This is a genomic window from Algoriphagus sanaruensis, assembly GCF_001593605.1.
Taxonomy (GTDB): Bacteria; Bacteroidota; Bacteroidia; order Cytophagales; family Cyclobacteriaceae; genus Algoriphagus; species Algoriphagus sanaruensis.
On sequence record NZ_CP012836.1, the window covers coordinates 2,726,017 to 2,740,915 of the forward strand.

Sequence of the window (14,899 nt, forward strand, 5' to 3'; positions counted from 1 at the left end):
GCCTTCCAAAAGGAAGGCTTTCCGCAAAATAAGATAGTGCCGATCTTATTTTACTCTTTCAACTACAGCTTTGAATGCCTCTGGGTGATTCATTGCAAGATCAGCCAATACCTTTCTGTTAAGTTCGATATCTGCTTTCTTCAATAAGCCCATTAGTTGAGAATAGGAAATGCCGTGCTCTCTAGCACCTGCATTGATACGCTGAATCCACAAAGCACGAAATTCTCTTTTCTTAGCTTTTCTGTCTCTGTAGGCGTACTGAAGACCTTTCTCATACTTATTTTTTGCTACCGTCCATACGTTGCTACCTCTTCCGAAATAACCTCTTGTGGCCTTAAGCACTTTTTTTCTTCTTGCTCTTGACGCTACCGCGTTTACTGATCTAGGCATAGTGTTTTTGTTTTTTGACGCTTGGTGTCCCGATTAACTCGAGCTCTTTGTTACCAATGCACCTGGTGAATAAATAAACCTTAAATTTTGAGAAATTTGAAAATTAGATTTTCAACATATCTCTTACTCTTCCTTCGTCGGAAACGTGTACTAGACCAGCTTTGGTCAATTCACGCTTACGCTTGGTAGATTTTTTAGTAAGGATGTGGCTTTTAAAAGCGTGTTTCCTTTTGATTTTGCCGGTTCCTGTCAAAGAGAACCGCTTCTTTGCACCGGATTTGGTTTTTACTTTTGGCATTTTGCTGTATTTAGTTGGTTGAAATTATTTTTTACCTGGCTTCGGAGCAATGAATATATTCATCCGCTTGCCTTCCAACTTTGGCATTTGTTCTACTACTCCGTAATCTTCAAGCGCCTGGGCAAATTTTAACAAAAGCATTTCTCCTCTTTCTTTGAAGACGATAGATCGTCCCACAAAGTGAACATAGGCTTTTACTTTTGCTCCTTCTTTAAGGAAGTTTACTGCATGCTTTAACTTGAAGTTGAAGTCGTGATCGTCCGTGTTGGGTCCGAATCGAATTTCTTTAAGAACAACCTTGGCTGCGTTAGCTTTGATTTCCTTTTGCTTTTTCTTTTGCTCGTACTTGAATTTTGCGTAATCGATGATTTTGCAAACTGGCGGTACTGCATTTGGAGAAATCTCTACCAGATCCAGCTCATTTTCTTCTGCGATTTTTATCGCTTTTTCTACTGAAAGTACGGCATTACCGCCTTCCACGAAATCACCCACCACCCGAACTTCTCGGGCTCGAATCTTATGATTGATTCGATAAGGTTCTTCTTGTCTTCCTCTTTGTTGCTGTTGTGGTCTTTGGCTCAAGTTAGCTAAGGTTGTTTTTTTAAAATTGACTGCAAATATCGGAATTATTTCTAATTGAAAAAACAGAATAAAATTTTATAGTTCTATTCTCTACTCAACGATTGAGAAATAATCCCTTGAAAATAGTGAACAAATTCAGCTACTGAAAGTGATCCTTTATCCCCTTCTCCATGTTTTCTTACGGAAACTTTACCTTCCTCCATTTCCTTTTCACCGACTATGAGCATGAAAGGAATTTTCTTCACTTCCGAATCACGGATCTTTCTGCCTATTTTTTCATCTCGGTTATCAATATTACCTGTAATACCGGCTTCATCAAGTGTTGCTTTGATTTGCTCGGCATAGGCAATATATTTTTCAGAGATTGGCAAAATGGTAATTTGTTCTGGAGCTAACCATAGTGGAAAATCACCGGCACAATGCTCAATAAGCACCGCAACAAACCGCTCAAGAGACCCAAAAGGTGCTCTGTGAATCATTACCGGGCGATGCTTTTGGTTATCCGAACCAATGTATTCCAATTGGAATCGATCCGGAAGCTGGTAATCCACCTGGATGGTACCCAACTGCCATTTTCTTCCCAAAGCATCCTTCACCATGAAGTCTAATTTTGGCCCATAGAATGCTGCTTCACCTAATTCAGTTACAGTTTCCAAACCCTTCTCAGCCGCAGCCTCGATGATTGCCGCTTCAGCCTTTTCCCAAGCTTCATCGGAACCAATATACTTCTGCTTATTCTCAGGATCTCTCAAAGAAATCTGAGCAGTGTAATCTTCAAAGCCCAATGCCTTGAAAACATACAATACCAAATCGATAACCTTGATAAATTCCTCTTTGACCTGGTCTGGTCTACAGAAAATATGTGCATCATCCTGAGTAAACCCTCTTACACGAGTCAAGCCGTGCAATTCACCACTTTGCTCATAGCGATATACGGTACCAAATTCAGCATATCGAATTGGAAGATCTTTGTAAGATCTTGGTTTATGCTTGTAAATTTCGCAGTGATGAGGGCAGTTCATCGGCTTCAGCAAAAACGCCTCTCCCTCGTGCGGGGTAGTAATCGGCTGAAATGAATCCTTGCCATACTTCTCATAGTGACCGGAAGTCTCATAAAGTACCTTATGGCCAATATGTGGAGTAGTCACTTGCTGATAACCAGACTTGTCTTGTGCTTTTTTCATAAAGCCAACAAGTCTTTCTCGAAGTAAGGTCCCTTTTGGTAACCAAAGCGGAAGTCCCATTCCCACTTTTTCGGAGAATGTGAAAAGCTCCAACTCCCGACCAATTTTTCGGTGATCTCGCTTCTTCGCTTCTTCCAATAATGTCAAGTAGTCTTTCAACTCTTGAGCTTTCGGAAATGTCACACCATAAATTCGAGTGAGCATTTTACGCTTCTCATCTCCTCTCCAGTATGCACCTGCAATATTGGTCAGTTTTACAGCTTTGACAAAACCTGTATTCGGAATATGAGGACCACGGCAAAGGTCGGTGAAGTTGCCTTGCTCATAAAAGGTGATGGTGCCATCTTCCAAACCTTCCAAAAGATCTAGCTTATACTCGTCTCCCTTTTCTTGGAAATAGGCAACTGCATCTTTTTTGGAAACATCCTTTCGGATAAACTCACTTTTTTGCTTAGCGAGCTCGATCATTTTGGTTTCGATCTTTTCGAGCTCCTCTCCCTCCAGCTTGTGGTCACCAAAGTCCACATCGTAATAAAATCCTGTTTCTACAGGAGGGCCAATACCAAATTTGATTCCTGGATAAAGCGCTTCTAAAGCTTCCGCCATCAAGTGAGCTGAGGAATGCCAGAAGGTGTTTTTCCCTTCGAGATCATTCCATGTAAGCAATTGAAGTGTGGAGTCTTGTTCAATAGCTCGAGTAGCATCCCAAACCTGACCATTAACCTTGGCAGCAAGAACATTCCGGGCTAAACCCTCGCTGATACTGGCAGCAATCTGAAGTCCGGTAGTTCCTTTTTCATACTCCCTTACCGAGCCATCGGGAAGGGTGATTTTGATAAGTTGTGACATGTAATTTATATTTTCTGCCCATACAAACAGGCAGGTGGTTTAAGCTGCAAATATGCACAACCAGCTTCCAAGAGAAAAATTTTAAGGAAGAATGCTTAAAATCTTTCATTACAAAATAATCTGTGCACTCACTTTTACATGGAAAGGTTTGGCCTCAGGTTGATCTAAATAAGTCATCCGATGGAAAAAGTCTACTCGGAAAAACTTAAATATATTTTCTATGCCATAACCAAGTTCTACATAAGGCTTGCTAGGATCCAGCCTTCCAAATGTTTTGAGAGGATTTCCAAAAGGATCAATAGAAGGTACGTTTTGAATATTTTCATTCCTCACAGAGCCAAAAAGGACATTAGCATTTCCGACCATTCTCCATTTAAGTTTTTTGATGAGGGGCAAGGAATTAAGCAAAAATCCTTCAAATGATTGTCTATAACGTAAACTGACAAATTTATCAGATGCAAACTCATTAAAATTCATGGTATTAAAAGCTGCCGTGGTGTAGAAAAAGGTCTCATTTCCTAAGTGGTTTTTCAACACCGGATATGGCACTTCTCCCCAGATTTTCCCTGCATCCAACTCATATCTTCCTACCCCTAATATCCCCATGGTCAGCCGTTGGTAGAGGTAAAAGTTGAGCTTAGTGTATCGAATATCTCCACCCAAGCTTTGAATTCCTTTTGCAAAATTAAGTGCAACTATTGGCCATCGATTTGGACCAAAAGATGCTCTAGTATTGTCATTTATGATAATCAATTCATCCCGACCATAGCGAATTCCTCCCCTAATTTCTGTCGTTTTGAATTGACTTTTCAGTTCATTTGATCCTTTAGCCTGATAATAAAAATCAAAAAGAGGGTCAAATTGGAAGTGATTTATCCCGGCAGTAAACAAGAATCCTTTGAAAAACTCTCGTTGAAAAACCAATCGTTGATTGGTGGACACAAATGGTCTCCTTAAAGTACCAAATCGACTAGCTGCCAAGAAAACACTGTTTCCTTCCAAATTTTCCATTTCTAAGCCAACTTGATCAAGCTCACGAGAGGAACGAACTTGAAGTGTAGTCCAGCGAATTCGATCTAAAATATAGGTTGCAGCCAATTTATATTTCCAGCGCTGATCCACTAAACCATAGGCGGCGTATCCTTCCAAAAGCCATTTGTTGGAAAACTTGAAATTAGACCGAAGTCCCATTCCCATCCGAAGTCCTTCTACATTATTGTAATTCCCAAATTCTGTCCACGGTCCCAGATCTATTTTCTTGATCGGCAAGTATCCTGTGGCAAAAAACTTCAGGCCTTCCGAGTAAAATCGAATAATAGGAATCCGCTTTAAAGTATCCACCATTTGCAACACTGCCAGTTCCTCATCACTGAGCGGATCAGGTCTAATCGACTTCCAAAAATCGGAAGAATATGAGCTGAAGTCCGGCTTCAATTCCACTGCTTGATTGAAAAAGGAAGTAGGCTTCGGTTGATTGACCAACACACTATCCGTAGCGGTGTAAAATTTAGCCAAAAGCCCCGCGGTATCATCTGTGATCTGCCCAATTTTCAGCAAAACTCGGGTCTTAGAAGGAATTAATGGGCCTGCTGAAGTGTGCTCTAATTCTTGTTGAATTTTGATTCGTTCTACAAAATTTAAATTAGCGGCCTTCGGGATCGTTAAATCAACCTGCTTGAGCGAATAATCGGCCTTTTTGATCCAAATTGTCCCTGTAAATGCTAAATCCTGTTCTCGTCGCGGGTATACCTGAAGCTTGTAGCAGGAATCTTGACCGACGAGAACTGAATCCATCAAATCATAATCGTAGTAGGTTTTCCAACCATCTGCTATAGGAGAAATGAAATCCTTCTCTAAGATTCGCAGCCAATTTTTATAAAAATTATACTCTTGAAATACCGATCCAGTGATTTGAGAGGTAGTCGATCCATCCGTAATCCCAACACCAGTCACCTTGGTTTTTTCGATGATTTCTTTTCTTAATTCAGGATTGTTTCGATAAAAAAATTGCGAAACCGTTTCAGAAAAAAATACAGGTAAAATCTTTTCTCCTTCATCATTGGTCAGCTCACGGATACTATCCAGCACAGCAGTCACCGTACGAACTGATTTTCGCTGTCTGAAATCCTCCGAAAGGTTGTCGATGTCGACTTCTATTTTTGTATAATTTTTGGTTTGATATGCCTCAAGGGATCGTTTGTCAAAATCCTTTCTTCGATCTGAAGCCCTCCTTATAATTTCGAAAGCAGGATTTTCTCCGGCTTCAAAAACAAAAGTCCCTAACTCAAATGCTTCTGGCCACAATTGGAAATTTATGGTCTGCTCATTCAGCTTTTGAATCTTTTTGGATTGAGTCGTATACCCTAAGTAACTTACTGTCAGGCTATCGCCTTGAGTTTGGGTTCGGATTAGATACTCCCCTTCAAAATCTGTAGTAACTCCGACAGAAGTTCCTTGAATCAAGACGTTGGCAAAAGCAATAGGATCACCAGTTTCGGCATCTGTCACTTTTCCCTTCAGAATAAATTGGGCTGAAGAAGCCATTGAAAAAAGGAGTAAAACCCCTGTCAATAAAAAACGATGCATGGAAACTTTCTACGACTCAATTGAAATTCGGATGCAAAATACCGGTAAAATTCCTAGCCAAACTCATTTATGGTCTTTTTTCTCAAATTGGAGTATTAGAAAGCCTTTGGAGCCATTTCTTTAATTCAGACCGTGACTATATTTGGTCCGAAATTAAATATCCCATGCAATACGATATCGCAATAGTTGGAGGAGGAATTGTTGGATTGGCGACTGCCCACAAAGTCTTAAAAGATAGGCCTGATCTCAAGGTAGCCCTATTTGAAAAAGAAGACCAATTAGCAAAACATCAAACTGGAAACAATTCGGGCGTAATTCACTCTGGATTGTACTATAAGCCAGGATCGTTGAAGGCAACCAATTGCATCAATGGATATCATGAATTGGTGAATTTTTGCAAGGAAGAAAAGATTCCTTATGAAATCACCGGAAAGGTGGTTGTCGCTACCCGGGTTGAGCAGATTCCATTATTAGAAAATCTATTGACTAGAGGTCTTCAAAATGGATTAACCGGGACTCGAAAAATCACTTTGGAAGAACTGAAGGAATATGAACCCCATTGTGCAGGAGTAGCAGCTATCCATGTACCTCAAACGGGCATCGTAGATTACTATCAGGTAGCTATCGCCTATGGAAGGAAAATAATTCAATCCGGTGGAGACATATTTTTGAATCATAAAGTATTAGCAATCAATACCAAACCTAGCTTAGTCGAAATTCAAACTTCAAAAGGTGATTTTGAGGCAAAGCTAATTATCAACTGTGCTGGATTGTATTCTGACAAGATTGCTAGACTTAATGATTCTTCAATCGATGATGTCAAAATCATCCCTTTCCGTGGGGAATATTATAAACTCAAAAAGGAAAAAGAGTACCTCGTCAAAAATCTAATTTATCCCGTACCTGATCCCAATTTTCCATTTTTGGGAGTACACTTTACTCGAATGAAGAAAGGTGGTGTTGAAGCAGGGCCGAATGCAGTTTTGGCTTTTAAGCGAGAAGGGTATAAAAAATCTCAAATTAACCTGACAGAGTTAGCTGAAAGTCTGGCTTGGCCAGGATTCCAAAAAGTTGCTGCTAAGTATTGGAAAACTGGCTTTGGAGAACTTTACCGATCCTTCTCCAAAGCAGCCTTCACCAAAGCACTCCAGGAACTCATCCCAGAAATTCAAGAATCAGACTTAGTGGATGGTGGCGCAGGAGTTCGTGCCCAGGCTTGCGATCGTAGTGGAGGTCTACTCGATGATTTCGCAATTCGCGAATCTGCACAGGCGATCAATGTACTCAATGCGCCCTCTCCAGCAGCCACAAGTTCTCTTTCGATTGGGGGTACGGTCGCAGAAATGGCGCTAAAACGATTCTAAAAACTTTCAAAGAGCCTTGAAATCAAAAATCAAGGCTCTTTTTTTTAAGTAAAAAAGAGAGTAATTGGTTTTCTACATAGGTGTACTCTTGACCAGGAATTAAAAATCCCGTATGACCTCCTCTTTTTGGCATTTCTAGGAAAATCTCAGCCTTTTTAGATGCAAGGGCTGTTGGATAGCAAGCCTTCCCGAGCAAGGGGTCATTAAGAGCATTGATAATTAAAGTTGGAATTTGAATTTGCTCCATCCAGTTATCTGCACTTACCTTTTGATAAAAGTCTTGGGCATCCTTGAACCCATGCAACTTTGCCGTAAAATGAGTATCAAATTCATCAAAAGTGTCAATTCTCTTTAGCAAATCCAGATCAATAAGTTCAGGAAATTGCTTCGCTTTAGCTTCCATTTTCTTCTTCAACTTTCCTAGAAAGCGGTTTTTATAAAATTTATTTTTGGGCCATTTAAGTGTTTCTGCACTCGAAGGCAAATTGCAAGGAGTCGAATAAACAGCCACTCTTTTAATCACCTGAGGCAAGTTAATTCCTTGTTCTCCCACATATTTTAAAGTCTGAGCTCCCCCCATGCTGATCCCTGAGAGGAAAATTTCTTCATAACCACCCTTATTCAAAACGTGTTGAACTACCGTCTCCAAATCATAACTGGCTCCGTGATGATACAAAATAGGTTTTTTATTCATTGGGCCACCACAAGTTCGATTGTTCCAAACCAGCACATCGACTCCAGCTTGATTAAATAGTTTTACCAGGGCCTTAGCATAATGTCTTCCTGAATCTCCTTCCAAACCATGCGAAACAATCAGTAATTGATGACCTCCTACCTTCGACCAATCCAAAAGTAAAAAGTCTTCATCCGGGGTTTTGATCTCTTCCCTGGAATAGAAAACTCCTTCAATTTTTCGAAATAAACTTGGATAAATAGTCTCCAAATGGCCATTAAAAAGAAAAAAAGGCGGATTAGAATAGCTCGAATTTGAAATTGGCATAGACGAGAAATAGAAAAGCAGGTCATAAAGATCCTGCTTTTTGTACTTAATTAAAATTTATTGGAAAGAACTAGGCCTGCTGCATGAGTGACTCTACTTCTTGAATGGCAACTTCCACCTTACCTCTAAACTCTAGAAAATGTTTTTCAAAACTTCCTCCGAAACCTTCTGATTCTAATATTTCTTTTCCAGTTTGAAGACAATCAGCCAAATCATCAAATTCAAACATGGCAATCGTAGGCTTAATCTTATGCCGAATTTGTTGAATTTTCACCAAATCACTTTCCAGATTACCCTCTTGATACTTTTCCAAAAGCTCCTTTAAGCCATTGAAAATAGCAAGCGTGAGCTCAGACCTAAAGTCTTCATCTCCTTCCGCCATCTCAGAAATTCGGGTATTGAGTTCAGGGTAATTTTTTATCATAAATTAGTTTTTTGCAGCACTTCCAGCAATAAATCCAGTGGTCCAAGCAGCTTGAAAATTAAAGCCTCCCGTGATGCCATCCAAATTTAGAATTTCGCCTGCAAAGTAAAGGTTCGGGTGATTTTTACTTTGCATTGTATCAGGATCAACCTCCCCAAGATTTATGCCACCTGCAGTAACAAACTCTTCTTTAAAGGTTGTTTTTCCATCAATTTCCAAATTATAGCAAAATAGATTTTGAATCAAACGGTTCATTGACTTTTTGGATATATTCCCAAAAAGATCAGTTTCTGAAAGGCCTGAATTTTCGCAACAATGAACCCAAAGTCTACTTGGGATGTCAAAAAGTGGATGAGCAAAAACTTTTCTTTTGGGGTGGTTTTGAACATAAGCCAATAAATGATCTACATAGGATTGCTCGGAAAAATTTGCATTCCAGTTGATCAGAGCCTTTGTGCGATAATTGGCCTCATGAAGCCATTCTGCACCAAAAGCAGACAGTTTAAGAACTGCTGGACCTGAAATTCCCCAATGGGTAATCAAAACCGGACCTCTATAATTGAGTTTGGTTCCTTCCAGTTTCACCAAGCCATCCGGAACAGCAAGCCCCATTAAATCACGAATAGGTTCTTTGGGAGCATTGAAGGTAAATAAAGAAGGGATTGGGTTTTGAATCTGGTGGTTTAATGATTTAAGAAAGGTGTACCCGTCTACTTTAGGAAATCCCCCCGCAGCAACAATAACTCTGTCCACTTCAAATTCACCTTTTTCTGATTGAAGTCGAAACCGACTTTTAGTCGGAGTAATGGCTTTGATTCCGGTACTGATTCTTACTTCTACGCCAAGTTTTTGAACTTCCCTTACCAAGGCATCAATAATGGATTGAGAGGAGTCTGTAACAGGAAATACTCGTCCATCGGGTTCAATTTTCAATTTTACTCCTCGAGATTGAAACCAATCAAAGGTGTCTGGAATAGCAAAATGTCGAAAAGCCTTTTTCAAAAACTTCTCACCTCTGGGATAATTTTTCACCAGTTTTGAGATCTCCAAAGGTTGATGGGTAACATTGCAGCGACCACCTCCTGAGATTTTTACCTTGGAAAGTATTTTTGGGCTTTTTTCAAAGATAATGACTTCATTTCCAGGCTTACTGGCATGTATCGCCGCAAAAAAACCTGCAGCACCTCCTCCTATGATTGCGATTTTCAAGGGTCTTTCTTTTCTGATTATCTCCTCTTTCCTGAAAATGATCCCAATATTCCTCGGGCCAGCTCTCTAAACAAAGTTCTACCCAATTGCCGGACCATCGTATTTTTACTCAGTTCTTTCAAAAGTGATTCGTCTTTTGGAGTTCTTGAACTTGATTTTCTGGTCACTTCCTTGGGAATTTCTTTTTGTTGAACGGATTCAACTTGATTCATTTTTCGCTCCAATATCTCAAATGCACTGTCACGATCAAGGTCATGATTGTATTTTCGAACCAAATCAGAACTCGCTACCAATTGATCAATTTCAGTTGAAGACAAAATATCCATCCGGGTTATCGGTGCGCGAACAAGTGTTCTGGCCAATGGAGTCGGAATTCCTTTTTCATTTAAGGCTGTTACCAAAGCTTCACCAATTCCCATGGAGGTTAATACTTCAGCTGTATCGTAAAATGGCGAATCCGGGTAGTTTTCGGCAGTTTTTGTGATTGCTTTACGATCTTTGGCTGTAAATGCTCTTAGTGCATGTTGTACTTTTAAACCTAACTGGCCAAGAACATTATCCGGAACGTCTGTAGGAGTTTGTGTACAAAAATAAACCCCAACTCCCTTGGATCGAATAAGCTTAATGATGGCTTCTATCTTTTCCAAAAGATCCTTTGAAGCACTAGAAAACACCAAATGTGCCTCATCAATAAACAAACAAAGTTTCGGTTGGTCTGAATCTCCTTGCTCAGGAAATGTCTCATAGATTTCTGATAACAAGCTGAGCATGAAGGTGGAAAAAACTTTAGGCTTGCTCTGAATGTCGGTCAATCGAATGATGGAAACTACGCCTTTACCCTCTTTCGTCCGCACAAAATCCTGAACATCGAATGATAATTCACCAAAAAACCGGTCCGCTCCTTGCTGCTCCAGTTCGATAACTTTGCGCATGATCGTGTTTACAGATGCTGCTGAAACCTGTCCGAATTCTTTTTCAATATCACTCTTCCCTTCATTGACAACAAACTGAAGAACTCTTTTGAAATCCTTTAAATCCAACAAGGGCAAATGATTCAAATCACAATACCTGAAGACTAAGGCAACCACTCCTCGCTGCGTATCATTGAGCTCTAGGATTTGGGAGATTAGAACAGGTCCAAATTCAGAAACTGTAGCTTTCAAGCGCACTCCCTTTTCATTGGAAATCGACATAAGTTCCACTGGGAGTCCTTGTGGATCATAAGAAACTCCGATGGTTTCTGATCTTTTTAGAATAAAATCAGAGACGCTTCCTGCTTGAGCCAATCCAGAAAGATCTCCTTTCAAATCCATCAAGACCGAGGGAATACCTTTAAGAGAGAGCTGTTCTGCTATTACCTGCAAGGTTTTGGTTTTTCCAGTACCTGTTGCACCTGCTATCAAACCGTGTCGATTTAAGGTTTTCAAAGGGATTTTAATCTGAGCGTTTGAAACAGGTTCGCCATCAAGGATCCCTGTCCCTAAAACGATATAATCTTTTTTAAATACCTGACCTTCGGCAAGATGATTTCTAAATTGTGTTTGACGATCCATATGAAAAGTATGTGGATTTAATTCCTTGGATTGGTTTGTGCTTCAAGATAAGAGAATCATCAAATTAATTGGTCCTCAACGATTCAATAACCTCGCTTGTCCAAGCGGCTGCAAATTCAACATTTTCCAGACTTGTATTCCTTCCAAGACTAAAGCGAATCGAAGCTCTTCCCAAATCCGGATTAAGCGCCATAGCTTGCAAAACATGACTGGGTTTAGGAGAAATAGAAGTACAGGCTGAACCCGAACTCACCGCAATTTTCTGATTGATTTTTTTGAGAAGCTCTTCACCTTCAACTCCTGAGAATGATATATTGGAAACATGAGGCAATCTATTATCCTGACTTCCATTCAAGATCGTTCCTTGAATCCCCAAAATATCTGATTCAAGTCTATTTCGAAGGATTTCTAATCTTTTTCCTTCTTCTTTCATCTCCATTAACCTCAATTCTGCAGCCTTTCCAAATCCTACAATTCCAGGAACATTCAGGGTTCCACTTCGCAATCCTTTTTCATGCCCCCCTCCATGGATTTGAGCCAAAGGTTTTGGCAAACTATGGTTATGCCTGACATACAGTGCCCCTACTCCTTTGGGGCCATACAATTTATGAGCAGAAAGTGCCATCAAATGAATTCCTGATACTGAAACAGGAATTTTACCTGCTGCCTGTACCCCATCGGTGAAAAAGATAATATTTCTTGATTCTGCCAGCGCTGCAATTTCTGAAATCGGATGAATCACACCTGTTTCGTTATTAGCCCACATCAAGCAAATCATTTTGGTGTATGAGCGAATGGAATTTTCCAAATCTTTTAGACTGATTGTGCCATTAGAATCCACAGGGAGATAGGTTACTTCTGCGCCTATCTTCTCTAATTCCGAAAACGTATCCAAGACCGCTTTATGCTCTGTTTGGCAAGTGATGTAATGCTGCTTTTCCTCGACATAAGATTCAAAAGTTCCTTTTATCGCAAGATTGATAGATTCGGTAGCACCTGAGGTAAAAATGATCTCTTTGGGTTTGGCTCCTATCAGATTTGCAATTTTTTCCCTCGCTTCTTCCACTGCATTTTCAGCAATCCATCCAAAAGGATGACTTTTGCTAGCCGCATTTCCAAAATGAACCCCAAAAAATGGAAGCATTGCTTCAATAACCTCTGGAGCACAAGGGGTTGTCGCATTATAATCGAAGTAAATTGGGTAATTCATAGCCTGAATTTGCTTATTTTTTCTCTCCAACCCCAAAATCTTCCATCAGCTGCTTGCCGTAATTTCGAATGGTATCGATGATTGGAATAGCCGAAAGTCCTCTTTCCGTGATGGAATATTCCACCTTAGGCGGAACTACCGGATAAACTGTTCTGACTATAAATCCTTCTTCTTCCAATTCCCTCAATTGGCTTGTCAGCATTTTATGAGTGATATGGGGAATGTCTTTTTTCAATTCTCCATAGCGCATGATCCGATCCTTTAATCTCCATAAGATAGGCATCTTCCATGTACCCCCGATTCTATCCATTGCGAATTCAACCGGGTTGTAATACAGCTTATTGTTAAATAAGAAATCAGGCATAAGGTTTCATTTTTCCATTTCTTACCTAAAGGTGCATATCATAATCTTTGGTAAGTAATCAAATATAGGAAAGTAAATAATCGATCTTTATTTATTAAAAATTTCCAAGGGTATGAAAATCGCAATAATAGGAACCGGAAATGTGGGTGGCGCTTTGGCTACCAAATGGGCCAAGGCCGGCCATGAAATTAATTTGGGCGTACAGGATAGCTCAAATTTTAAGGGAATGGAATTATTGAAAAATCCAAATACGAAGGTTTTTTCAATAGAAGAAGCTGTCCGCCTATCCAATGTAATTCTTGTAGCTACTCCAGCAAACGCTGCTGTAGAAGTGGCTAAAAGCATGGGAAATACCACAGGAAAAATCATCATTGACTCCATGAATATCGTCATGGGACGTGGACCGAAAGGCTTTAAATCTACTGCTGAGGCTATCTTAGCCAATACCCAAACCGAGGACGTGGTCAAATGCTTTAATACCACAGGCTACAATAATATGGTCAATCCAATTTATGAAATCACTGCCCTTGATATGTTTGTGGCGGGAGATAGCGAAATGGGAAAAAGAGCTGCCATCCAGCTTGCGAAAGATGCTGGATTTGGAGAATGTTATTCCATTGGAGGAAATGACAAATTTGAGCTTATAGAGCAATTTGCCTGGTTTTGGATCAATTTAGCCATGTTCCAAGACCAAGGTCGGGATATCGGATTTAAACTTTTAAAACGATGAAAGTAGCCCTAGTCACTGGAGCAGCAAAGGGCCTTGGTCTTGAATGGTGTCACCAACTCGGACTAAAAGGATATAAAGTAATCCTCACTGCAAGAAATTTTGAACAGGCTCAGCTAGCAGCAAGTGAATTAAACCAACAGGATTTGGTCATTTATCCCAAAGCCCTAGATGTCGCTAATGAATCAGAAATTGAAGATTTAGCCTCCTGGGCTACTGAGCTATTTGGAAGAGTTGACCTCATTGTCAACAATGCAGGAATCAATCCAAAAGACTATGCGGATAAATCCAGAATGGCAAAGGCTTTCAACCTTTCACAATTAGATTATCAGGAAATGCTCCAGGTAATCCAGATCAATAGCTTAGCTCCTTTGATGATGGTTAAGCACTTTTTACCGCTTTTGAAAAAGAGCGAAAAACCATTAGTGGTCAATATTTCAAGTTGGCTTTCTTCCGTCAGCCAACTTTCTTTTGGAGGACATTATGGATATGTAGGAAGCAAAAATCTGTTGAATGTCCTGAATAAATCCATGGCTCTTGAACTCAAAAATGAGGGAATTATTTGCGTCAATGTCAATCCGGGTTGGGTTAAAACCCAAATGGGAGGACAAAAAGCAACTTTCACCACAGAGGAGTCAGTCAAAAATTTGATCAAAAATATTGTCGAAAAAGTAAGCTTAGAGGAAACAGGAAGCTTTTTGAATTTTGACGGGAGCCCGCATCCATGGTAAATTGGCAACTCATTAAATAGCCATGCAAGAAACCTGGACTTTTGATTTTGTACCAACTGAAAAAATGGACCAAGACTTAGTCCATTTGATTTCTAAGAAAGAAAAAGAACTTGGTATTTTCCTTACTTATTATTTCAAGAAAGAGGGTGCGGTCGTGGAAAAAGTTAGACTTTTTGGAAGCCCTGAATTTGAGTCAAAATTTAAAGGGGTAATTAAATTGGAATTTGATCTTGTATTTTTCAATGCTTGTTTGGCTATTTCTGAAAACAACACAGAAACTATAAAAATCAACTTCGAAATTGAACCTGAAATTCAAAAAATCATATTGACTGGCCCGTACTGGCCAAGTCGAGAAATGGACGAAATCTGAAGGTTTAATTACAACAAGATTAAAAACGAAAAAACCTCTCAAATTTAATTTGAGAGGT

15 protein-coding genes are annotated in these 14,899 nt (G+C 39.8%); 4 read left to right on the forward strand and 11 right to left on the reverse strand.

The window, feature by feature from the left end:
• Positions 1–45: 45 nt before the first annotated feature.
• From rplT to AO498_RS11960, 5 genes are all read right to left on the reverse strand, one after another.
• Positions 46–390 carry a 50S ribosomal protein L20 gene (gene rplT / locus AO498_RS11940; RefSeq protein WP_067547853.1) on the reverse strand — a complete coding sequence of 115 codons (345 nt, stop codon included), beginning with the start codon at positions 388–390 and terminating at the stop codon, positions 46–48.
• A gap of 103 nt (positions 391–493) precedes the next feature.
• Positions 494–688: a 50S ribosomal protein L35 gene (gene rpmI / locus AO498_RS11945; protein WP_067547856.1), complete on the reverse strand. Its 195-nt coding sequence runs from the start codon at positions 686–688 to the stop codon at positions 494–496.
• Between the two features lie 24 nt (positions 689–712).
• A complete protein-coding gene (infC, locus tag AO498_RS11950) occupies positions 713–1,270 on the reverse strand; it encodes a translation initiation factor IF-3 (RefSeq protein WP_067547859.1) in 558 nt (185 codons plus the stop codon).
• Positions 1,271–1,353: 83 nt separating this feature from the next.
• Positions 1,354–3,303 (reverse strand): threonine--tRNA ligase, encoded by a 1,950-nt coding sequence (gene thrS, locus AO498_RS11955; protein WP_067547863.1) that lies wholly within the window; start codon positions 3,301–3,303, stop codon positions 1,354–1,356.
• A gap of 108 nt (positions 3,304–3,411) precedes the next feature.
• Entirely contained in the window at positions 3,412–5,889 is a 2,478-nt protein-coding gene (locus tag AO498_RS11960) for a DUF5686 and carboxypeptidase-like regulatory domain-containing protein (RefSeq protein ID WP_067547866.1), read from the reverse strand.
• A 164-nt stretch (positions 5,890–6,053) separates the two neighbouring features.
• Here AO498_RS11960 and lhgO point away from each other — a divergent pair, with 164 nt between their 5' ends.
• A complete protein-coding gene (lhgO, locus tag AO498_RS11965; protein WP_067550462.1) occupies positions 6,054–7,253 on the forward strand; it encodes an L-2-hydroxyglutarate oxidase in 1,200 nt (399 codons plus the stop codon).
• A gap of 22 nt (positions 7,254–7,275) precedes the next feature.
• On the opposite strand, the gene AO498_RS11970 is transcribed toward lhgO, so the two are convergent.
• The 6 genes from AO498_RS11970 to AO498_RS11995 form a co-directional block, all read right to left on the reverse strand.
• Positions 7,276–8,253 carry a YheT family hydrolase gene (locus tag AO498_RS11970; protein ID WP_067547869.1) on the reverse strand — a complete coding sequence of 326 codons (978 nt, stop codon included), beginning with the start codon at positions 8,251–8,253 and terminating at the stop codon, positions 7,276–7,278.
• A gap of 70 nt (positions 8,254–8,323) precedes the next feature.
• Positions 8,324–8,677, reverse strand: coding sequence for a hypothetical protein (locus AO498_RS11975; protein ID WP_067547872.1), 354 nt, complete (start codon positions 8,675–8,677; stop codon positions 8,324–8,326).
• Positions 8,678–8,680: 3 nt separating this feature from the next.
• Positions 8,681–9,886 carry a BaiN/RdsA family NAD(P)/FAD-dependent oxidoreductase gene (locus AO498_RS11980; RefSeq protein WP_067547875.1) on the reverse strand — a complete coding sequence of 402 codons (1,206 nt, stop codon included), beginning with the start codon at positions 9,884–9,886 and terminating at the stop codon, positions 8,681–8,683.
• A 17-nt stretch (positions 9,887–9,903) separates the two neighbouring features.
• Positions 9,904–11,439, reverse strand: a complete 1,536-nt coding sequence (locus tag AO498_RS11985) for a helicase HerA-like domain-containing protein (protein ID WP_067547878.1) — start codon at positions 11,437–11,439, stop codon at positions 9,904–9,906.
• Positions 11,440–11,503: 64 nt separating this feature from the next.
• Positions 11,504–12,649: a cysteine desulfurase family protein gene (locus AO498_RS11990; RefSeq protein ID WP_067550464.1), complete on the reverse strand. Its 1,146-nt coding sequence runs from the start codon at positions 12,647–12,649 to the stop codon at positions 11,504–11,506.
• Positions 12,650–12,662: 13 nt separating this feature from the next.
• A complete protein-coding gene (locus AO498_RS11995; RefSeq protein ID WP_067547881.1) occupies positions 12,663–13,013 on the reverse strand; it encodes a winged helix-turn-helix transcriptional regulator in 351 nt (116 codons plus the stop codon).
• Positions 13,014–13,125: 112 nt separating this feature from the next.
• On the opposite strand from AO498_RS11995, the gene AO498_RS12000 reads away from it, so the two are divergent.
• Genes AO498_RS12000 through AO498_RS12010 form a run of 3 tightly spaced genes read left to right on the forward strand, consistent with a single transcriptional unit; the run spans position 13,126 to position 14,841 of the window.
• The gene (locus tag AO498_RS12000) at positions 13,126–13,743 is read left to right on the forward strand and encodes an NADPH-dependent F420 reductase (protein WP_067547884.1); all 618 of its coding nucleotides are present in this window, start codon (positions 13,126–13,128) and stop codon (positions 13,741–13,743) included.
• The gene (locus AO498_RS12005; RefSeq protein WP_067547887.1) at positions 13,740–14,471 is read left to right on the forward strand and encodes an SDR family oxidoreductase; all 732 of its coding nucleotides are present in this window, start codon (positions 13,740–13,742) and stop codon (positions 14,469–14,471) included. Before AO498_RS12000 ends, AO498_RS12005 begins: the two co-directional genes overlap by 4 nt.
• A 22-nt stretch (positions 14,472–14,493) precedes the next feature.
• Complete coding sequence (locus AO498_RS12010; RefSeq protein WP_067547890.1) at positions 14,494–14,841, forward strand: hypothetical protein; 348 nt, start codon at positions 14,494–14,496, stop codon at positions 14,839–14,841.
• The last annotated feature ends 58 nt before the right edge of the window (positions 14,842–14,899 follow it).